The sequence below is a fragment of the Pseudomonas sp. B21-056 genome, assembly GCF_026016325.1.
Classification (GTDB): Bacteria; Pseudomonadota; Gammaproteobacteria; order Pseudomonadales; family Pseudomonadaceae; genus Aquipseudomonas.
Map to the genome: position 1 here is coordinate 4,518,936 of NZ_CP087203.1, position 18,126 is coordinate 4,537,061.

At 58.7% G+C, this 18,126-nt stretch carries 21 protein-coding genes and 1 tRNA gene; 6 read left to right on the forward strand and 16 right to left on the reverse strand.

What is annotated here, in order from left to right:
- Positions 1-133: 133 nt before the first annotated feature.
- From LOY67_RS19400 to LOY67_RS19425, 6 genes are all read right to left on the reverse strand, one after another.
- Entirely contained in the window at positions 134-622 is a 489-nt protein-coding gene (locus LOY67_RS19400) for a hypothetical protein (protein ID WP_265064005.1), read from the reverse strand.
- 525 nt (positions 623-1,147) lie between these two features.
- Complete coding sequence (locus LOY67_RS19405) at positions 1,148-1,369, reverse strand: hypothetical protein (RefSeq protein ID WP_265064006.1); 222 nt, start codon at positions 1,367-1,369, stop codon at positions 1,148-1,150.
- Positions 1,370-1,440: 71 nt separating this feature from the next.
- Positions 1,441-1,677: a hypothetical protein gene (locus tag LOY67_RS19410; RefSeq protein WP_265064007.1), complete on the reverse strand. Its 237-nt coding sequence runs from the start codon at positions 1,675-1,677 to the stop codon at positions 1,441-1,443.
- Positions 1,678-1,805: 128 nt separating this feature from the next.
- Positions 1,806-2,309 (reverse strand): hypothetical protein, encoded by a 504-nt coding sequence (locus tag LOY67_RS19415; RefSeq protein WP_265064008.1) that lies wholly within the window; start codon positions 2,307-2,309, stop codon positions 1,806-1,808.
- A gap of 80 nt (positions 2,310-2,389) precedes the next feature.
- Complete coding sequence (locus tag LOY67_RS19420) at positions 2,390-2,584, reverse strand: hypothetical protein (RefSeq protein ID WP_265064009.1); 195 nt, start codon at positions 2,582-2,584, stop codon at positions 2,390-2,392.
- A gap of 234 nt (positions 2,585-2,818) precedes the next feature.
- Positions 2,819-2,908 (reverse strand) — tRNA-Ser (locus tag LOY67_RS19425).
- Between the two features lie 306 nt (positions 2,909-3,214).
- On the opposite strand from LOY67_RS19425, the gene LOY67_RS19430 reads away from it, so the two are divergent.
- The 4 genes from LOY67_RS19430 to LOY67_RS19445 all read left to right on the forward strand — a co-directional run bounded on the left by LOY67_RS19430 (position 3,215) and on the right by LOY67_RS19445 (position 7,307).
- A complete protein-coding gene (locus LOY67_RS19430; RefSeq protein WP_265064010.1) occupies positions 3,215-3,904 on the forward strand; it encodes a crotonase/enoyl-CoA hydratase family protein in 690 nt (229 codons plus the stop codon).
- A gap of 239 nt (positions 3,905-4,143) precedes the next feature.
- The gene (locus LOY67_RS19435; protein WP_265064011.1) at positions 4,144-4,866 is read left to right on the forward strand and encodes a lysophospholipid acyltransferase family protein; all 723 of its coding nucleotides are present in this window, start codon (positions 4,144-4,146) and stop codon (positions 4,864-4,866) included.
- Between the two features lie 132 nt (positions 4,867-4,998).
- Entirely contained in the window at positions 4,999-5,970 is a 972-nt protein-coding gene (locus LOY67_RS19440) for a magnesium and cobalt transport protein CorA (protein WP_265064012.1), read from the forward strand.
- A gap of 189 nt (positions 5,971-6,159) precedes the next feature.
- Positions 6,160-7,307 (forward strand): IS3 family transposase gene (locus LOY67_RS19445; protein ID WP_265063257.1). Its coding sequence is split into 2 segments (ribosomal slippage): positions 6,160-6,415 and positions 6,415-7,307, totalling 1,149 coding nucleotides; the frame shifts between segments, so codons are not numbered across the junction.
- Positions 7,308-7,432: 125 nt separating this feature from the next.
- Here LOY67_RS19445 and LOY67_RS19450 read toward each other — a convergent pair.
- The 3 genes from LOY67_RS19450 to LOY67_RS19460 form a co-directional block, all read right to left on the reverse strand.
- The gene (locus tag LOY67_RS19450; RefSeq protein ID WP_265064013.1) at positions 7,433-8,167 is read right to left on the reverse strand and encodes an amidotransferase; all 735 of its coding nucleotides are present in this window, start codon (positions 8,165-8,167) and stop codon (positions 7,433-7,435) included.
- An 83-nt stretch (positions 8,168-8,250) separates the two neighbouring features.
- Entirely contained in the window at positions 8,251-10,395 is a 2,145-nt protein-coding gene (locus tag LOY67_RS19455; protein ID WP_265064014.1) for a 3-hydroxyacyl-CoA dehydrogenase NAD-binding domain-containing protein, read from the reverse strand.
- Between the two features lie 23 nt (positions 10,396-10,418).
- On the reverse strand, positions 10,419-11,624 hold the full coding sequence (locus LOY67_RS19460; RefSeq protein WP_265064015.1) for an acetyl-CoA C-acetyltransferase: 1,206 nt from the start codon (positions 11,622-11,624) through the stop codon (positions 10,419-10,421).
- A gap of 326 nt (positions 11,625-11,950) precedes the next feature.
- On the opposite strand from LOY67_RS19460, the gene LOY67_RS19465 reads away from it, so the two are divergent.
- Together LOY67_RS19465 and LOY67_RS19470 are read left to right on the forward strand one after the other, a co-directional pair.
- Positions 11,951-12,109: a hypothetical protein gene (locus tag LOY67_RS19465; RefSeq protein WP_265067849.1), complete on the forward strand. Its 159-nt coding sequence runs from the start codon at positions 11,951-11,953 to the stop codon at positions 12,107-12,109.
- A 125-nt stretch (positions 12,110-12,234) separates the two neighbouring features.
- Positions 12,235-13,062 carry a c-type cytochrome gene (locus LOY67_RS19470; RefSeq protein ID WP_265067789.1) on the forward strand — a complete coding sequence of 276 codons (828 nt, stop codon included), beginning with the start codon at positions 12,235-12,237 and terminating at the stop codon, positions 13,060-13,062.
- 63 nt (positions 13,063-13,125) lie between these two features.
- On the opposite strand, the gene LOY67_RS19475 is transcribed toward LOY67_RS19470, so the two are convergent.
- The 7 genes from LOY67_RS19475 to LOY67_RS19505 form a co-directional block, all read right to left on the reverse strand.
- Positions 13,126-13,926, reverse strand: a complete 801-nt coding sequence (locus LOY67_RS19475) for a transglutaminase family protein (protein ID WP_265064016.1) — start codon at positions 13,924-13,926, stop codon at positions 13,126-13,128.
- Positions 13,927-14,048: 122 nt separating this feature from the next.
- Positions 14,049-14,390, reverse strand: coding sequence for a ribonuclease E inhibitor RraB (locus LOY67_RS19480; RefSeq protein WP_265064017.1), 342 nt, complete (start codon positions 14,388-14,390; stop codon positions 14,049-14,051).
- Positions 14,391-14,593: 203 nt separating this feature from the next.
- Positions 14,594-14,830, reverse strand: a complete 237-nt coding sequence (locus tag LOY67_RS19485) for a hypothetical protein (RefSeq protein WP_265064018.1) — start codon at positions 14,828-14,830, stop codon at positions 14,594-14,596.
- Positions 14,831-14,977: 147 nt separating this feature from the next.
- A complete protein-coding gene (locus LOY67_RS19490) occupies positions 14,978-15,586 on the reverse strand; it encodes an START domain-containing protein (RefSeq protein ID WP_265064019.1) in 609 nt (202 codons plus the stop codon).
- A gap of 80 nt (positions 15,587-15,666) precedes the next feature.
- Positions 15,667-15,921 (reverse strand): YkgJ family cysteine cluster protein, encoded by a 255-nt coding sequence (locus LOY67_RS19495; RefSeq protein ID WP_265064020.1) that lies wholly within the window; start codon positions 15,919-15,921, stop codon positions 15,667-15,669.
- 149 nt (positions 15,922-16,070) lie between these two features.
- Positions 16,071-16,544, reverse strand: coding sequence for a translation initiation factor 2 (locus tag LOY67_RS19500; RefSeq protein ID WP_265067790.1), 474 nt, complete (start codon positions 16,542-16,544; stop codon positions 16,071-16,073).
- Between the two features lie 72 nt (positions 16,545-16,616).
- A complete protein-coding gene (locus tag LOY67_RS19505) occupies positions 16,617-18,059 on the reverse strand; it encodes a PLP-dependent aminotransferase family protein (RefSeq protein WP_139649424.1) in 1,443 nt (480 codons plus the stop codon).
- Between the last annotated feature and the right edge of the window lie 67 nt (positions 18,060-18,126).

Sequence of the window (18,126 nt, forward strand, 5' to 3'; positions counted from 1 at the left end):
AAGTTGCACCTTTTGGGAACTGCGCAGTAGCAGGACACTAGCGACAGGGCATGCCTACCCACTCCACCTTGTTTGCCAGATGCCCTCTGGCAAACTCGCAGGGAACCCTGGATCCCCTGCGTTGCCTCGCAGCCTATTGCTGAACATGCTTGGACAAGGTCGCCTTAAGCGCATCGGAGACAAGAGCAACCAGGATCGGCTGGGCATTGGCCTGCATGTAGCGCCCGATTCCGGCTTGCCGTTCTTTCACTTCCGCTGCGTACTTCGAAGCGCGGCCCTGGGCAACGAGCGACGACAACTCTTCCCCGGAGAAGGACTTCTCATAAGCTACGGCAAGGCTCTCATCCCATTTGGGCTGGTATTGCGGCAACAACGCATTGATCTCGTCGGATAGCGCACTGTTCGCGCTGGCATTGCCAAGCTTATCGGCGATCATTGCGTAGGTTGTCGTGCTTTTCGCCGTCAGCAGTGCAAGGGAAGAGAGTTTCTTGCCCAGTCCAGTCTGGGCAACGAGCACGCGAGCCTCATTAAGCGAAGCTGCATCAGCTTGAACGGTAGTTGAGCAAGTGATGAGCAGCGTCAATGCGACCGCTGCCGATGAAATCCTTTTCATTTTTTCCATTTCCAATCGGGGAGCAATGGGGTCTAGGGTAGTTTCATACCTCGAGCCATGCCACCGGGATTCCCCTTGCGGTCGGTTTTTTACAACGCAGACGGCCGAAGGCACGAGACCATGAATCGCTTACATGAACATGGTTTCACCAATGATCCGATAAACAAATTGATTTGGTTGATGGCGAAAGGGCTGGAGCTAGGTAGGCAGATAGCCAACCGATTATTTGGGCGGGGCTCAAGTGGGGCAGCTCGGCCTTCCCAACAGCTAGCAGCGAGGATCGATTGACGAGCATGCCAATTTTCTCTAGATTTCGCCCCGTCGAAGCGACTGACCAGATGAGATTGAGCGCTTCCCAGCGGCAAAAGCCGTAACCGCGCAAGGCGGTTCGTAAGTGGTGTCTGGATCTGCGTTACCAAAAAAGAGACGCCTACGGCGTCTTTTTACGTTTTTGCCATCAACGCTTGGTCGATGAAAGCTTTGCTCCTGATCAAAAAGGTTGACCTTTACATAAGTGGCGTTATCCGCAGAGCATCAGCTGCGCTTGTGCGCACGGGCGATGTCCGCTCCGGTAAGGGTAGGCTGGGGTTTCTTAATCCTGCGGCCCATAACATAGCAAGCAACCGGCGCCGATTCGCCAGTTGCCAGCTCAGCCGAGGATGTCACAGCGACAATCCGCCAACCGTCGGCCAGTGCTTCGTTGACATCCTTAACGCTGAATAGCTCCTGAATCACGTCCACTTCATGCAACTGCATCGTTCTTGCTCCTACGATTGGCCCAATAAGGATAGTCGTCCGGGCAGAGTCGTTCAGTAATTCGGTCGGCCCTACTTCGTCGGCACCAACGTAAAACGTGTTTCAGGCGCACCTGGGGGATCGAGTCGCACTAACGTTAATCCCTCCACTCGGCCAGCCAGTGCGCCGTCGTAGTAGAACTGTTTATCTTTAATACCGCCAGCGTGCCAGCCGCCTTCGAAATACTCACCGTGGTTGATTTCACCAATTTTTATGCCTTCCGGATCAATCACCTCATACCGCCCTTGTGGATCGAACTGGTCACTCATGCTCAGCTCCCTATATTGATGAATGCTTCGTTGCCTACAAAAAGGTTCATATTCGGACGACCGCAACTATTGAACTGACGGCTTATGGCTGACTATTCCCTTTACGACTGGCATAAACCGACCAGGCGTTACAGCCTAAACTCGTGGGAGTAGTAACCGCGCCAGAAATGAAAAGCATCGCCCACAGCGATGCAAAGATCCTCCGAATCGGTCTTGTTAGGGTATTTCATGAAAAAACAGAAAACATCATGCTCGCCCGGGTCGTCATAGTCAGGCTTACGAGGTCTTGAGTCGAAAGAATGAAGTTTATTAGCTACGTGCTTCAAGTCATTTGAAAAATGACGGCATGCATCTAACTTCAGCAAAGCAACCGGCGAGACAGCTTTGATTAGCGGCTCCAACTTTTTCAGACGATCTTGGCCATTTTTTACTATGGGCCAGAGTTCTGCCGCTACCTTGTCCGAAACGTGGTTCAGCAGAATGGACGCAGCGATTAAGCGCCTGTATACCAGTGAGAAATTACTCCGATTAAGTGGCCTATCCGCTTGGTAAGCACACCAAAAGTCGTCGTAAGCCGGATTAGCTAGATCACCGAAATATCCGCGAGATCCATTCAGGTTCAGATCACCCATAACCAATCTCCCTCGGCCCTATGTCGGATTCCCCGCCCGACCGCCGTTCAAGCCCGATGCTCGGTCGGATGGTAGGCTGATCAAATCCGACCAGCGATGTCAGCGATTACGGTGCAAGCTGCAGATTTGTGCTGCGTGCCACCGCCGAACTCGTCGACTTGCCCGCCGAGAATTACGGCGTTTGCTCGTTGAATCAGATCATCTTTATGCGGCCCCGCCGCCTTCAACAGTCCAGCCAATGCAAGCTCCATTGCAACCTCACGCTTCACGTCCATTCGATTCTCCTCAACCCGACCCTATGTCGTCTGTGGGAAGCTAGCCGATCCATTAGAGTTACGCCACTCGGCTCTCCCGCTTGCCAATTTTGAGCGGTCAATAGCCGCCAATTGAGCACAGCGATCTGAGGCTAAAAAATTGCCCTCCAGTCCCATATGGCCCTTTTCCAGACGCCAAAAACCACAAACCCCCGACTTTCTCTAGGAAAATCAGGGGTTTGTGTTTGCAGAATGTGGCGGTGAAGGAGAGATTCGAACTCTCGATACAGTTTCCTGTATACACACTTTCCAGGCGTGCTCCTTAAGCCACTCGGACACTTCACCGTGTCTCGGCAAACTGTTCAGTCTGTCGAGGCGCGCTAATGTAGTCGAAAGCTTTTCCGATGGCAAAGGTTTTTTTCAGAATTTTCATGCGGTTAAGGTGTTCGGGCATTTCAAACGCGACGGGACAGGGCAAACCGGCCAATCTCCGGGTTGGCGCGGACACCGCCCCATGGATGCAGACACGGCCGACTGGGCGGTACAGACTGTTTATACGGCCCGAGGCTGACCGGTGAGTCAGTCACGGCGCTTTACCTGATCTGCGGCGGTGGGTAACGTCTGCGTCACTTCTCTTACAAGGAACGCGTCATGAGCGACCTGATTGCCTACCATCTCGAAGACGGTATCGCGACCCTGACCTTGAACAACGGCAAGGTCAATGCCATCTCACCGGACGTCATTGCCGCGTTTAACGCTGCGCTGGATCAGGCGACGGAGGATCGGGCGATCGTGATCATCACCGGGCAACCGGGGATCTTGTCGGGTGGTTATGATCTGAAGGTGATGACCGCCGGCCCCAAGGAGGCGGTGGGCCTGGTCACCGCCGGCTCGACCCTGGCCCGTCGCCTGTTGTCACACCCCTTCCCCGTCATTGTCGCTTGCCCTGGCCATGCGGTGGCCAAAGGCGCGTTCCTGCTGCTCTCGGCGGACTACCGCATCGGCGTGGACGGGCCATTCAGCATTGGTCTGAATGAAGTACAGATCGGCATGACCATGCATCACGCTGGCATCGAGCTGGCCCGTGATCGCTTGCGCAAGTCTGCGTTCCATCGCTCGGTCATCAATGGCGAGATGTTCAATCCGCAGAGCGCCGTGGATGCCGGTTTCCTCGATAAGGTGGTGCCGGCGCAGGAGTTGCAGGAGGCGGCGCTGGAAGCGGCGCGTCAGTTGAAGAAAATCAACATGAAGGCCCACAAGAACACCAAGTTGAAAGTGCGCAAGGCACTGCTGGAAACCCTGGACACCGCGATCCTGCTGGACCAGGAATACCAGGGGTAACCCTGTGGGAGCGAGCCTGCTCGCGATAGCGGTACATCAGCTTGCATCATGACTGAATGTACCGCCGTCATCGCGAGCAGGCTCGCTGCTACAAGACCGGTAATCGCTCTAGCCTGCTGTTCTCCCGCCTTTGCAAACATGCCCATGAACATCGCCCATCTCCGAGTTCTATAGGGGCAATTGCCGAAAACAGTGCACATCCGTACACTGCGCCACCTTTTGTCCCGGTGGGCCTGTAGATGTTGTTCGTATTGCGTATGTCGTTGATGGGCCTGCATTTTGTCCTGGCGGGGGTGCTCGGTGTGATCCTGGGCGTGTGCCGACCGTTCAACCCGGACAACAGCCGTTTATGCGCAAGGTTGTATGCGTGGCCCGCCATGCGGATTCTGGGTCTACGGGTCAGGTCCGACGTCGATACGTTGGTAGATAAACCCCAGAGCTGTGTAATCGTCGCCAACCACCAATCCAACTATGACCTGTTCGTGTTCGGCAACGTGGTGCCCCACCGCACCGTGTGCATTGGTAAAAAGAGCCTGAAGTGGGTGCCGCTGTTCGGGCAGTTGTTCTGGCTGGCGGGCAACGTGCTGATCGACCGTGGCAACGCGATCAAGGCGCGCCGCTCCATGCTGATCACCACCCATACGTTGCAGCATGAAAAAACCTCCATCTGGGTGTTCCCGGAAGGCACGCGCAATCTGGGCGGAGATTTGCTGCCGTTCAAGAAAGGTGCCTTTCAGATGGCGATCGCCGCCGGGGTGCCGATTGTGCCGGTGTGCGTCAGCCGCTACATCAAGCACATGCACCTGAATCGTTGGCGCAGTGGTGACATTCTCATACGTTCACTGCCGGCAATTCCTACGCAAGGGCTGACCCTGGATGACATGCCCCGGCTCATCGCCCAGTGCCGCGAGCAAATGCAGGCGTGCGTCGCAGCGATGGACAGCCAATTGCAGTCAGGTTGAGCACAGCCTCCCCTCCCAGGACGGTTTTTTGTTGGAGAACTCGGCGGATTTTGCTGACTCTCAAGCAACAGGGCGCGCTAAGCTGCACAGTGCCTGCTATTGCCATTTTCCAATAAGAAGTGAACCACGATCATGGGTAGAGTCGTTGCTGCTGCGGTTTACAGCGCCGGTAAGAAAATCACCAATATCACCCTCGACGAAGGCAGCGCCTGGGCTGCAAAACCAGGTCATTTTGTGTGGATCGGCCTTGAAGAGCCCACTGCCCAGGAGCTGACCAATCTGCAGCGTCAGTTCAACCTGCACGAACTGGCGATTGAAGACGCCATGGAGAAGCACAGCCGCCCCAAGCTGGAGACCTTCGGCGATGCGCTGTTCATCGTCACGTATTCGCCGATACGCAAGGACGGCAAGCTGCAATTCATCGAAACCCATATCTTCGCCGGCAAGGGCTACATCATCACCGCCCGCAATGGACACTCGGCTTCCTACGCCCATGTCCGACAACGCTGTGAGGCGCGTCCACTTCTGCTGGAGCATGGGGAAGATTTCGTACTCTATGCCATCCTCGATTTCGTGATTGAAAACTATCAGCCGATGGGCGAAGCCATTCATAACGAAATCGATGAGCTGGAACACCACGTGCTGTGCAGCGCCTTGAACGAACGGGACATCCAGAACCTGCACAGCTTGCGCCGCGACGTGCTGCGCCTGCGTCGCTACGCAGCGCCGATGGTGGAAATCAGCGAAGAACTGCAGAAGCTGAACTTTCCTTTTATCGACAAGAACATGCGTCCGTATTTCCGCGATGTGCAGATCCATGTCACGCGGCAGATGGAAGACCTGACGACCCTGGCGGACATTGCCAGCCAGACCATCGAAGTCGGCGTACTGCTCGAAGCCTCACGCCAGAGCGTGGTACAGCGCAAGTTCGCGGCATGGGCGGCGATCCTGGCGTTTCCGACGGCAGTGGCCGGGATCTACGGGATGAACTTCCAGGACATGCCGGAGTTGAGTTGGCACTACGGCTATTTCACGGTGCTGGGGGTGATTACCGTGGGATGCACCGCGCTGTGGGCCAGCTTCAAGCGGTCGGGGTGGTTGTAACCAAGCAGAGGGTCAGCCAATGTTGATGTCGGCTGACCCTTCGTCATCGCGAGCAAGCTCGCTCCCACATTTGACCGGTGTGTGCAAAACCCTGTGGGAGCGAGCCTGCTCGCGAAGCGGTGGGTCTGAGCTGGTCTAATGGCCCCGGACACCTCAATGGGTGAAACTACACCCATTGAGGAATATTCCATGACTAAGAAATACAGAAAATTCGACGCCGAGTTCAAGCTGAAGGTCTGCAAGATGATTGTTGATCAAGGTCTGAGCGTGAACTCGGTTTGTACCGATTTAGGCCTGAGCGACACCGCCGTGCGCCGCTGGGTTCAGCAGTATCAAACCGAGCAGTCGGGCGGTACGGGGATTGGCAAACCATTGACCAGCGACCAGCAGCGTATTCGCCAGCTTGAACAGCAAGTCCGCGAACTGAAGACGGATAATGACATATTAAAAAAAGCTACGGCCTTCTTTGCCCGCGAGTTGAAGTGATCCACCAGTTGGTTCACCAAATTCAATGCAAGGCCTACCCGGTGGCGCGTATCTGCCGGGTGTTGCGGATCAGTCGTTCGGGGTTTTACGAAGCTCGTCAGAGGCGTTTGAAGCCAAAACCTGTGTGCTCGGTTGCCGCTCAGCTCAAGGCTGCCTTCGTGTCCAATGAACACTGTTATGGCAGTCGTCGTTTGGTGAAAGCGCTGCGTGACACTGGCGTCTCCGTTGGACGGAACAAGGTCCGCCGCCTGATGAAACAACAGGATTTGCGCCCGATCTGGAAGCGCAAGTTCGTTCATACCACTGACAGCAATCACAATTTTCCGGTGGCTGAGAACCTGCTCAATCGCCAGTTCAATCCCGAGCGCATCAACCAGTCGTGGGTCGCTGACATCACCTACATCCGTACCCGCAGCGGCTGGTTGTACCTGGCGGCCGTCATGGACCTGTACTCACGCAAAATCGTGGGCTGGGCCATGGCACCCCACATGCGGGCAGAGTTGGTATGCAGTGCGATGCAACTGGCCATCGCGCAGAGGCAACCTGAACCGGGCCTGATCGCACACTCGGATCGAGGCAGCCAGTATGCCGGTACGGATTACCAGGACTTGCTGACGCGACATGGAATGCGTTGCAGCATGAGTCGCAAGGGCAACTGCTGGGACAATGCGGTCATGGAGCGCTTCTTCTTGAATCTGAAGATGGAGCGTGTTTGGCGCAAGGATTACGCCAACCATGGCGAAGCGATCAAGGACATCACGGACTACATCGTGCGGTTCTACAACGGAAGGCGAATCCATTCATCCTTGGGCTATTTACCGCCCAATCAGTATGAGCGGCAAGCAGCCTGAAAAACACCGATTGAGGTGTCCGGAAAAAGTTGACCACCTCAGGTCAGCAACAACAGGGGTGGCGGATAAATCGCTATCGCGAGCAGGCTCGCTCCCACATTGACCCCGCTCCCACAGCAGAGTCTTCAGCCCTGGGTTGTTTCGGCCTGTGGTTTATGAGCGACGAAACGCATCATCCACTCGGCCACGGTCGTGCCGTGATGTTCCTGCTCAAGGCTCGCCATGCCCTGGCTGTAGACCTGCTCGCCCAGATGCTGCTGGCGGATCTCCAGCAACGCCCGGGAGTAATCGTGGATGAATTCGGGGTGGCCCTGGAAGCACAGCACCTGATCATTGATGTGGTAGGCAGCGTACGGGCAGAAATCGCTGGAGGCGATGACCGTGGCGTTTTCGGGCAGTTGAGTGACCTGGTCCTGATGGCTGATCAGCAGGGTCAGTTCCTCCCTCACCGGGCTCATCCACGGTGCCTTGGCCGCGAGCTTGTAGCGGTGGGTGCCGACGCCCCAACCCTGGGTGGCGCGTTCGGTCTTGCCGCCCAGTAACAGCGCCAGCAATTGGTGTCCGAAGCAAACGCCCAGCAGTTTGTCGCCCCGCTGGTAGCGGCCCAGCAGGTACTTCTTGAGGGTTTGAATCCACGGGTCGGTCCCAAACGAGTCGGCCTTGCTACCGGTCACCAGGTAGGCGTCGAACACTTCATCATCGCTCGGGTACTGGCCTTCCATGACGTTGTATACGACGAAATCGGCCGCGACAGGCTGTTGTGAAAACAGCCGCTGGAACATCTGCCCGTAACCCTGATATTGATCGACCAGCTCCGGGCGCAGGATATCGGTTTCGAGAATGCAGATGCGTAGCGACATAAAAAATACCTGACACGGTGATGGGAATATTGCACACCCCAGAGCCTGCCTTGAAACACCCTCTCAAGGCAAGCCCCCTGCTGTCAGAACAGTGTCTGTCCGACAGCTTTTTCCAACAACAGGGCCGGTGGTGAGAAACGTTCGCCATACTGCTCGGACAGGTACTGGGCCCGGGCGACAAAATCCTGTAGGCCGTACTGGTTGATGAACTGCAACGCACCGCCGGTCCAGGTCGCGAAGCCAATTCCGAAGACCGAACCAACGTTGGCATCGGCCGTCGACGTGAGCACGCCCTCCTCCATACAGCGTACGGTTTCCAGGGCCTGGATAAACAACAGCCGATCACGGATGTCCTGGGGTGGAATCTGCCGGTCGGCATCCTCGAAACGACGTTTGAGCTCCGGCCACAGATGTTTTTGCCCACCGACCGGGTATTCATAGAAACCGGCCCCGGCAGCTTTGCCCGGTCGCTGGTATTCCTTGAGCAGCAAGTCAATCACGGAGAACGCCGGATGCTCAATCGGGGTTTTCCCTTCTGCTTGAAGGTCCTTGGCGGTTTCGGCACGGATATGGCTGATCAGGCTGAGGGAAACTTCGTCAGATACCGCCAGAGGCCCGACCGGCATCCCGGCCTTGCGGGCCTCGGTCTCGATCATCGGCGCGCTCACTCCCTCACCGAGCATGGCGATGCCTTCGTGGATAAAGGTGCCGAATACCCGCGACGTGAAAAAACCGCGACTGTCATTGACCACTATGGGCGTCTTGTTGATCTGCCGGACGAAATCGAAACCACGGGCCAGAGTTGCATCGCTGGTGTGGGCACCCTTGATGATTTCCACCAGGGGCATTTTTTCCACCGGGCTGAAGAAATGCAGGCCGATGAACTTCGTCGGGTCCGCAATCGCGGTAGCCAGGCCGGTGATGGGTAAAGTCGAGGTGTTGGAGGCGATCACCGCGTCCGGCCCCACCACCGCGTGGGCGGCCGCCAACACCTTGGCTTTCAGGGCACGATCCTCAAATACCGCCTCGATGATCAGGTCGCAACCGGACAGGTCCGCATCGTTGTCAGTAATGTGGATCCGCGCCAGCGTGGCGTCGCGTTGCTGCACGGTGATCTGCTCGCGGGCGACCTGCTTGTCCAGCAGCGCGGCCAGACGGGCCTTGCCCTGCTCAGCGGCGGCCAGGTCGATGTCCTTGAGGACCACCTCGATGTCGGCCAGGGCGCTGACACAGGCAATGCCGGCCCCCATCATGCCGGCGCCGAGCACCCCGACTTTTTTTGTCAGATAAGGTGCAATCCCTTGTGGGCGCGAGCCGCCGGCCTTGATCTCGTTGAGCTGGAACCAGAAGGTGCCGATCAGGTTCTTGGCGATCTGGCCCGTGGTCAATTCGGTGAAATAGCGGGTTTCGATCAGGTGCGCCGCGTCAAACCCCACCTGGGCGCTTTCCACTGCGGCACATAGGATTTTCTCCGGCGCCGGCAGGCAACCCTGGGTCCTGTTGCGCAGGATCGAAGGGGCAATCGCCAGGGTCTGCGCGACGCTCGGATCGGACGGCGTGCCCCCGGGGATCCGATACCCCTTTACGTCCCAAGGTTGGACCGCGTTCGGGTTGGCATGAATCCAGTCCCGAGCCTTGGCCATCAGTTCGTCACGATCGACCGCCAGTTCATCGATCAACCCGGCCTGCAGGGCTTGTCGAGGGCTAACCCGCTTGCCTTCGAGCAGATACGGCAAGGCTTTCTCCAGGCCGAGCAGGCGCACCATCCGCACCACCCCGCCGCCGCCCGGCAGCAGGCCCAGGGTGACTTCCGGCAGCCCGATTTGCACCGACGGATGATCCAGCGCCACGCGATGATGGCAAGCCAGGCAGAGCTCCCAACCGCCGCCGAGCGCTGCACCGTTGATAGCGGCCACCACCGGTTTGCCTAGCGTCTCGAGGGCGCGCAGTTGCGCCTTGAGCCCCAGGATCATCTCGTAGAAAGCCTTGGCCTCGGGCTTGCCGACCGCGACCAGCTCATTGAGATCGCCACCGGCGAAAAAGGTCTGCTTGGCCGAGGTGATGATCACGCCGGCGATCGAATCTCTTTCGGCAAGCAGGCGGGCCACGCAGGCGGCCATGGCCTCCCGGTACACAGCGTTCATGGTGTTGGCGCTCTGGCCAGGCAAGTCCATCGTCAGGACGACGATCCGGTCCTGGCCGGTTTCATAACGAATGGCAGCGGTCATTGAAATGGTTCCTTGAAGTCGGCTCAGAGGCGTTCGATGACAGTGGCGATGCCCATGCCGCCGCCCACACACAGGGTCGCCAGCCCGTAGCGCAGGCGACGGACCTCCAACTCGTCGAGCAGGGTACCGAGGATGGCGCACCCCGTTGCTCCCAAAGGGTGCCCCATGGCGATGGAACCGCCGTTGACGTTGACCCTGGCGGGGTCGATGGCCATGTCCTTGATGAACTTGAGCACCACCGAGGCGAAGGCTTCGTTGACCTCGAACAGGTCGATGTCCTCCACCCGCAACCCGGCCTTGGCCAAGGCTTTGCGAGTGGCCGGCGCCGGGCCGGTGAGCATGATGGTCGGATCGGTGCTGGTGACAGCCGTGGCGACGATCCGCGCCCGGGGCTGCAGGCCCAGGGCCCGCCCCTTGGCTTCGGAACCGACCAGCATCAGCGCTGCACCATCGACGATCCCGGAACTGTTGCCGGGGGTGTGCACATGATCGATCCGCTCGACATGGCTGTAGACCCGCAGCGCCGTGGCGTCGAAACCCATCTGGCCCACGGCTTCGAAACTCGGCTTGAGCCTGCCCAGGCCTTCAAGGGTCGAATCGGCGCGGATGAATTCATCATGGTCCAGCAACACGATGCCGTTCTGGTCCCGTACCGCCACCAGGGACTTATCGAAAGAGCCATCGGCCCGGGCCCGCGCGGCTTTTTGCTGGGAGTACAGCGCGTAGGCATCGACGTCTTCGCGACTGAAGCCTTCCAGCGTGGCGATCAGGTCGGCACCGATACCCTGGGGGACGAAGTGACCGTGCAGGTTGGATTGCGGGTCCAGCGCCCAGGCCCCGCCGTCGCTTCCCATGGGCACCCGGGACATCGACTCGACGCCACCGGCCACCACCAGGTCCTCGAACCCGGAGCGCACTTTCATGGCCGCCAGGTTCACCGCTTCAAGACCGGAGGCGCAGAACCGGTTGAGCTGGACACCCGCGACACTGACGTCCCAGTCAGCCATCAAGGCGGCGGTCTTGGCAATATCGGCCCCCTGCTCGCCTACCGGCGTCACGCAACCGAGCACGATGTCGTCGACCTGGCAGGTGTCCAGGTCCATGCGCTGCGCCAGGGCGCGGAGCAACCCGCCCACCAGGCTCACCGGCTTGACGCTGTGCAGGGCACCATCGGCCTTGCCCTTGCCACGGGGGGTGCGCAAGGCATCGAAAATCAAAGCTTGGGTCATGACATCCTCGAACCACTGTGGATCACGCAATGCCTCCAACCATAAGCCCAGCGGCGCCGGATTCAATGACCCGAGTGCTCAAGCGCATTGACGAACAACGGTCAGACGAACGGTAGCGTGCTATCGGGTTAACCGATTCAGGAACGCGAGCTGTCTAGCCAGAGGACCCGCAAGAAGGTGGCAATGGGCCTCATGCCGTTTTTGTAGCGACTGGTTGAACACTGATACGAATTGGATCTAAGCCAAAGCGGCTGCGGCCCCTAATGTAATCCTTGTACAAGAGAGTCGTCGGGTTTTGCCGAGGCGCTTGTCAGACAGGAAGTGCAATGCCAGCCGTCATGGAGTTATGCAGGCTGGCCTCAGGAAATAACAAAAAAGGCGGGTCAGCCATGTTCAAACATTCGAAAGTTCGCCAAGCCGGACTCATTCTCTTCGCCACGACGCTGCTGTTGATTTTGCCGAATATTCCCAAAGTGATCGGCTGAGCATTGCGCCTAGTGGTCTGCATCATCAGTGAGTGGTATCGCTCTCCACTGTGTCGTCAAAAAATGTGACGGGCTCGTTGTTCGAGCGGCGTTGGCTGTGCCAACCTTTGCGCCACTCTCTCGACATGGAAGGCGATTCATTGAAAGCTCTCATCCTGCTCGGGGCGTTGCTGCTCAGCACGCCCCTGTATGCCGCCCAACTGGTGCTGGAGTTGGGCGCGGCTGCGCGTACCTGGCAAACCGAAGAACTGCTCAAGCATCCTGAAGCCAGAACGGTCCAGATACCCGACGACGTTTCCTACAAGAAGCCGATGAGCTATCGTGCGGTGCCATTGACGGCGCTGCTGGCCGGTGTCCAGCCGGATGACCATTTGCAGGCCGTGGCCCTGGACGGCTTCGCCGCCGAAATGTCCGCCGCCCCCTTACTCAACAAGAACGGCGCCCGCGCCTGGTTGGCCATCGAGGATCCGGCCGCCCCTTGGCCATCCCTCGGCGATGGCAAGCCCAGCGCAGGGCCTTTCTACCTGGTCTGGACCGATCCCCAGGCGGGTCATATCAGCCCGGAACAATGGCCATACGCGGTGGCGAGCATCAAGCGCCTGTCAGCCGTGGCCGAGCGCTTCCCGGCCCTGCTGCCGGCGCCTACCCTGGCCAAGGACGATCCGGTCAACAAGGGCTTCGAACTGTTCCAGAAGAACTGCCTGGCGTGCCATCGGCTCAATGGTGCAGGCGACGCCCAGTTTGGCCCGGACCTGAATATCCCCTTCAATCCCACGGAATATTTCTCGGGGGATTTCCTCAAGCGCTATATCCGGGATCCGCAGGGCCTGCGTCATTGGCCGCAGGGCAAGATGCCGGCGTTTTCGGCGGCGGTGTTGCCAGACACAGAGCTGGATTTGTTGGTGGGGTATCTGAAGCATATGGCGGGGCGTAAGCAGCCGTTGAGTCAGTAGGATCATCCCTGTGGCGAGGGCGCTTGCTCCCTCGCCACGGTAAATTCCAAGCCGGTTTCTGCGTTATTGCTGCTGCACCGTGATCACCGGCGCCGGCGTCACGGCCACCCTAGCCCGCATCTGCTCACCGCCGCCACGCCGCAGGCCACGCACCGGGCAGGCATCCAGGTAATCCAGGCCAACGGCCAGTTTCAAGTGCCGCTCCGGACGAGACAATTGGTGAGTCACGTCGAAGCTGTACCAGGCGTCCTCGAGCCAGGCTTCGGCCCAGGCGTGGCTGGCCAGGTGTTCGCTGTCCCCGCTGTACACGTAGCCGGACACATAGCGTGCCGGTATGCCCAGGCTGCGGGCGCAAGCCAGGAATACGTGGGTGTGGTCCTGGCACACCCCGCTGCGGCCGGCGAACGCCTGGGCCGCGCTGGTTTCCACCTCGGTGGAACCGGGGGTGTACGCCATATGCTGGTTCACCCCATGCATCAGGTCGATCAGCGCCGTACGATCGCGACGCTGCCTGCATTGCTCCCGCGCGAAATCGCGAAGGGCCTCGTCCGCTTCGGTCAGCCGGGTGAAGCGCAGGAACGGCAAGGCTGATTGCTCCTCATGCTCGGCCTCGCGCAATGGGTCGATGTCCACCTGGCCGCGCGCACCGATGATGATCGTTTCGTGAGGCTCGTCCAGGGTCAGGACGTGGAGGACGTTGCCGAACGGGTCCAACTGCGCACGCACCGGCCGAGGCAAATCGAGCTGCCAGCTCAGCACATGCTGGCGTTCGCTGTCGTGGGGCGTCAGGCGCAGGTACTGGATACTGGCGCGAACCTGGTGCTCGTAGTGGTAGGCCGTTTCGTGGCGGATCGAAAGTCTCATATGACCTCCAGATAGGAAGTGTGGATCGCGTTGCCCAACTGCCTGTGCTCGGCGACAGGCTTGCACAGATAAAAACGGCCAACCCGAAGATCAGCCGTCGTTCTCGTGACAGGGTCTGGATATCAGGCCTGGAGACGCCGGATCTCCTGCTTCACCCCCCAACCCTCAATGATGCCGCCCAAAGGCTCCACCACCGCTTCGAAGTCCTGCTCGAAATCTCCAATGTCATCGTAGGTGGCATACATCACCCGGCTCAGTTCCAATGACCAGGCTCCGTCGTCCCGTGCGCTGATCTGTGCATTCAACGACTCACCCCGAAAATGACCCGCCGCCCTGCGCGCCCGCTCCTCGTCCGGGAAAATGGCGTAGAACTCGATAGGATGGAATTGTGAGAAGTCGAACCCGCCTTCTTTCATGCGGCGCAGCACGCTGGTGCTGATGTCTTCTTGATAGGCTGTGCTCATGAAACGTCCTCCTCAGATCGATGGATAGACTTTCCGTCTTCCCGTGCGGGCAACCAGTCGGTTGCAAGCGATACGGCATCAAATGACCGTCGGGACACAAGCATGTAGCTGACAAGACCGGACCTTGGCGATCCTTTCGCTGATCTCCATTGCAGAGTAGCCGTAAGTGATGGCCACTGCCAAGCGGGGCCAGGCCACGAACTTCATGAAATCGGTGTAATGCTGATGATTTCAATGCTGTGCTGGGATTTGAGGTTCTTGACCGTCGGCTCGGCGGTTCGCCCTTCCAGGTCATTGAGATCCAGCTTGGCGGGCACCGGAAGCAGTCTTTCGCGAATCAGCTGAGCTGCCTGCTCCATGGTGGGCTCCTGGTCATAGTCGAACTGCTCGGCGATCGCTTCGCCATGGTCATCAACGAACGTGATTTCCCACTTTTGCATTGGTGTCTCCTCGATCAATTCATGGCCGGGCTTACCTCTATCTCGACATTTGAGGGTGAATAATCGTTCCGCTGAGCCACCGGACGGCACCTATGAAAAGACCGCCTCGCGGGCGGTCTCGGTGTGGACATCCATCAGGCCTGCCGATTACTTCTCGGCACGTTCCCTCAGGGCTTTCAAGGTGTTGAACGGCGCATCCACCACGAATTTGTTGGCCAGCCAGGACGGCACATCACCACCGGGTTCGGTGTGGACCTGATACGTCACCTCGATCTGGTCCGCGCCCTTGGGCGTGAACTTCCAGAAACCATCGACCTGGGCCACCCGCACAAATCCCTTCTCTTCCGGCAGGTAGGTCGGCACGCCCTTGAGGTTACGGGTCAGGCTGCCATCGGCGCCTTCAACCGTGGTGACCTGCAGCACCGAATCCCGGGACGTGACCGGCCATGGCGTATTGAACTGGGTATAGGTCCAGCTCTGGTTGCCTTCGTGCTTGAGCAGCTTCTGGGTGTTGCACTCGTGAATCCAGGCACAGGCACCCGAGACATCCTCCTGCAGGGCCCGCAGCTTGGTCATGGTGGTCTTCATGACGGTCACGCCGCGGTAGGCCTTGTACTTGGAACCGGCCACTTCACTGAGTGAAACCTTGATACCGTCCTGCTCCTTGGCGACCTGCCAGTCTTCCGCCTGCGCAGTTGCGGTTGCCAACAATGCGGTCAAGCCACACAACACAGCCATACGATGCAGCGAACCCATAATTTTTTTCCTTATTGTCGAAGTCCGGTCATTTGAGTTTCGTCATCGGGCCTCAGCACCCAGCCCTGTCCATTGACCCATCACACCGCCGTGGCCTGCTCCCACCACCCGAGCAGCCGGAGAGCTTGCTCACTGCTGTTGCCGCAGACCTCAATGTCGGCCGCGAACCCCGAGCACACCGCTGGACGCTCCGGCTGGCCGAAAATCCGGCACAGGTTATCGACCGACAATTGCACGCAACGTTCTCCCGCCGGCTTGCCGTGGGGCATGCCTGGGATCGGCGAACTGATGGAAGGAGCAATGCAGCAAGCGCCACAGCCTTCACGGCATTTCATGACGACAACATCCTCACGGGTAATGGCTCAATAACGGAACACAGAGTAACGGCTTAAACACTCGTTTTAAATTACCGCCTGCGTGTTTTTTCGCCCAATGGAAGGATGACCGAACAGTCAGCGACGAACTGCATTTATCTTTCGAAGACCTACTGCTTGAACTCGAAATCCAGGGCCGCACCTTCCACTTCCCGGCGTTCCGAATTACGCAGGGGCAGCTGCATTTCGTTATTCAGCAGACGCCCATTGAGCTGGAATGGGTCAGGTTTCGTCCCGAACATGGAGGGCAGCAACGGCTCACGCTTGGGCAGTGGCACCGTGCCGGGTGGCTGCAGCTTCTGAACCATGTCATGGGGCAGGCTCAGATCCAGGTCGGCTGGTGGTAACGGCGTCTTGGCAACCTCATGGGCCGATTTGCTCTTTGAGGCGATAGGCGCCCGTTTCTTCTGCATGGGAGCCGCTTTTTTAGCGGGGGCTTTTTTCACTGTCGGTGGCTTTTTCGACGCATTTTTCGTGGCGCTGGCGGCCGGTTTTTCTTGCACTGAAGCCGCCACGACACCTCCGGCGTGGAAGGCAGTCAGCAGGCCGATCAAAACCCAGGTAGCAGGAGCAATGGCTTTCATAGAGACAACGGCACTTACGACAGAGAAGTACATGCTCGCCTGATAATCAGGCGCTGACAAGCCCGCTGACACCTACAAGAAACCGCTGGCGGTCTCCTGGCACAGTTGAGTGGCCAACAGCCCCAATGTCATCAAGGCCCGTTCCGCCTCGCGATTCCAGGGGATGCCGCAGTTCAGGCGAATGCAGTGGTTGAACTGCTCGGTGTTACTGAAGATCAACCCCGGCGCAATGCTGATCCCTTGCTGCAAGGCCCGGACGTGCAGCTCCTGGGTATTGACCCGCCCCGGCAGGCTGACCCACAGGATAAAGCCACCGGTGGGACGGCTCATTTGCGTACCTTCGGGGAAGTACTGCTGCACCGCCAACTGAAAGGCGCTGAGGTTCTTGCGGTACTCCTGGCGGATATAGCGCAGGTGCCGGTCGTAGCCGCCATTCTCCAGATAGGCCGCGATGCCCATCTGCGTGACGCTGCACGCCGAATGGGTACTGAACGTCTGCAGCCGCTGGATCTCCTGCTGGAATTTCCCGGCGATCATCCAGCCGATGCGCACACCCGGCGACAACGTCTTGGAAAAGCTCGAACAGTAGATGACCCGATCCAGCCGGTCGTAGGCCTTGAGCGCCTTGGTGCGACCCTGCTCGAACATCAGCTCGCCGTAGATGTCATCCTCGACAACCTGAATGTCGAAATCCGACGCCAGGCGCAATAGTTGCTTCTGCCGCTCTTCAGGCATGGTCCCGCCGAGGGGGTTGCTCAGCCGCGTGGTCAGCACCAGCGCCTTGATCGACCATTGGTTGGCCGCCAGTTGCAGGGCCTCCAGGCTCATGCCGGTGACCGGGTCGCTGGGGATCTCGATGACCTTGAGGCCCAACAGATCCGCCAGTTGCAGCAAACCATAGTAGGTAGGCGATTCGGCGGCGATCAGGTCCCCGGGCCGGGTCAGTACCCGCAGCGACATCTGCAACGCGTCGACGCAGCCGTGGGTAATCACCACTTCGGATGGGTCCACCACGACACCGGCATCGCGCATGCGAATCGCCACCTGACGACGCAACGGTTCGAAGCCCGGGCTGAACATGTAGCTGAACGCCCGCGGGCTGTGGAAGCGCGTGACCTTGGCCAATTGCTGATGCAATGCCCGTACAGGCAGGTAATCCACACTCGGCACCGCCGCCCCCAACGGAAACACCCCTTCGCGACGGGACTCGACCAATACCTGCTGGATGATGCTGCTGCGAGTCACCAGCCCCGGACGCTCGACCCGGGCAATATCCGGCGTCGGCGCCGTAAGCGCTGGCGTCTGGTGCACGTAATAACCCGATTGCGGCCGCGCACGAATCAGCCCCTGGTCCTCAAGGTTGGCATAGGCCTGCAACACCGTCGCATGGCTGACGTTGAGCTGCGAGCTCATCTTGCGCACCGACGGCACGCGTTCACCGGGTTGATACACACCACGGCGGATATCTTCGGCCAGTTGCTGAGCAATACGTTGGTAGAGCAGGAGGTTGGTCATGACGCAGCACTCGATTTCACGGGCATGTTGTTCTTGTAGGAAACGATACCGGAACAGTTTAGAAGTG

Excerpts from the sequence above, each read along its gene's own strand:
- LOY67_RS19405 (WP_265064006.1), bottom strand. The coding sequence starts at position 1,369 with ATGCAGTTGCATGAAGTGGACGTGATTCAGGAGCTATTCAGCGTTAAG.
- LOY67_RS19480 (WP_265064017.1), bottom strand. The coding sequence starts at position 14,390 with ATGAGCACAGCCTATCAAGAAGACATCAGCACCAGCGTGCTGCGCCGC.
- LOY67_RS19400 (WP_265064005.1), bottom strand. The coding sequence starts at position 622 with ATGGAAAAAATGAAAAGGATTTCATCGGCAGCGGTCGCATTGACGCTG.
- LOY67_RS19455 (WP_265064014.1), bottom strand. The coding sequence starts at position 10,395 with ATGACCGCTGCCATTCGTTATGAAACCGGCCAGGACCGGATCGTCGTC.
- LOY67_RS19435 (WP_265064011.1), top strand. The coding sequence starts at position 4,144 with ATGTTGTTCGTATTGCGTATGTCGTTGATGGGCCTGCATTTTGTCCTG.
- LOY67_RS19485 (WP_265064018.1), bottom strand. The coding sequence starts at position 14,830 with ATGCAAAAGTGGGAAATCACGTTCGTTGATGACCATGGCGAAGCGATC.
- LOY67_RS19410 (WP_265064007.1), bottom strand. The coding sequence starts at position 1,677 with ATGAGTGACCAGTTCGATCCACAAGGGCGGTATGAGGTGATTGATCCG.
- LOY67_RS19500 (WP_265067790.1), bottom strand. The coding sequence starts at position 16,544 with ATGAAAGCCATTGCTCCTGCTACCTGGGTTTTGATCGGCCTGCTGACT.
- LOY67_RS19430 (WP_265064010.1), top strand. The coding sequence starts at position 3,215 with ATGAGCGACCTGATTGCCTACCATCTCGAAGACGGTATCGCGACCCTG.
- LOY67_RS19505 (WP_139649424.1), bottom strand. The coding sequence starts at position 18,059 with ATGACCAACCTCCTGCTCTACCAACGTATTGCTCAGCAACTGGCCGAA.
- LOY67_RS19420 (WP_265064009.1), bottom strand. The coding sequence starts at position 2,584 with ATGGACGTGAAGCGTGAGGTTGCAATGGAGCTTGCATTGGCTGGACTG.
- LOY67_RS19470 (WP_265067789.1), top strand. The coding sequence starts at position 12,235 with ATGGAAGGCGATTCATTGAAAGCTCTCATCCTGCTCGGGGCGTTGCTG.
- LOY67_RS19450 (WP_265064013.1), bottom strand. The coding sequence starts at position 8,167 with ATGTCGCTACGCATCTGCATTCTCGAAACCGATATCCTGCGCCCGGAG.
- LOY67_RS19415 (WP_265064008.1), bottom strand. The coding sequence starts at position 2,309 with ATGGGTGATCTGAACCTGAATGGATCTCGCGGATATTTCGGTGATCTA.
- LOY67_RS19440 (WP_265064012.1), top strand. The coding sequence starts at position 4,999 with ATGGGTAGAGTCGTTGCTGCTGCGGTTTACAGCGCCGGTAAGAAAATC.
- LOY67_RS19490 (WP_265064019.1), bottom strand. The coding sequence starts at position 15,586 with ATGGGTTCGCTGCATCGTATGGCTGTGTTGTGTGGCTTGACCGCATTG.
- LOY67_RS19465 (WP_265067849.1), top strand. The coding sequence starts at position 11,951 with ATGCCAGCCGTCATGGAGTTATGCAGGCTGGCCTCAGGAAATAACAAA.
- LOY67_RS19495 (WP_265064020.1), bottom strand. The coding sequence starts at position 15,921 with ATGAAATGCCGTGAAGGCTGTGGCGCTTGCTGCATTGCTCCTTCCATC.
- LOY67_RS19460 (WP_265064015.1), bottom strand. The coding sequence starts at position 11,624 with ATGACCCAAGCTTTGATTTTCGATGCCTTGCGCACCCCCCGTGGCAAG.
- LOY67_RS19475 (WP_265064016.1), bottom strand. The coding sequence starts at position 13,926 with ATGAGACTTTCGATCCGCCACGAAACGGCCTACCACTACGAGCACCAG.